This is a genomic window from Vibrio sp. 10N.222.52.B7, assembly GCF_041474275.1.
Lineage (GTDB): Bacteria > Pseudomonadota > Gammaproteobacteria > Enterobacterales > Vibrionaceae > Vibrio > Vibrio crassostreae_C.
In genome coordinates, this window is sequence record NZ_JBFRTU010000146.1 from 1 (window position 1) to 456 (window position 456).

Genomic DNA, 456 nt, shown 5'->3' on the forward strand with positions numbered 1-456 from the left:
GTTTTGATTCAAATATTGGTAGGTCGAGCTTGTGACCTTCACCTGCTATCCACTGAGCAAGGCGCTTACCTGCTTGAGCGGAATACATCACACCATTGCCGCCATAACCCAGTGCGTAGAAGATGGATTGTTTCGGATTCGGCTGATAAATTCTCGGCATCATGTCGTGGCTAACATCCACCCAGCCCCACCATGAATAATCAATTTTGATCTGATCAAGAGACGGGAATTTTCGGGTTAAATCCGCTCGCAACATGTCTTCATATTTCTTTTCAGGTGCGTTCTTGCCACTGATGGCACTGCGTGTACCAATCTGAACTCGGTTATCCGGTAACAAACGGTAGTAATGGCGCAGAATTCGAGTATCAGTAATCACTTGGTTAGTTTTGAAGTTACACGCGGCGATTTCGTCTTGAGTTAACGGTCGTGTCACCATCGAGTTAGAAAGTACGGGTA

General features: G+C 46.1%; 1 protein-coding gene. It reads right to left on the reverse strand.

Annotated features, from left to right (window positions below; translation table 11 throughout):
- Window positions 1-456, reverse strand: a 456-nt coding sequence (locus AB4512_RS21820) for an NAD(P)/FAD-dependent oxidoreductase (RefSeq protein ID WP_372175639.1), incomplete at both ends; no start/stop codon positions are given.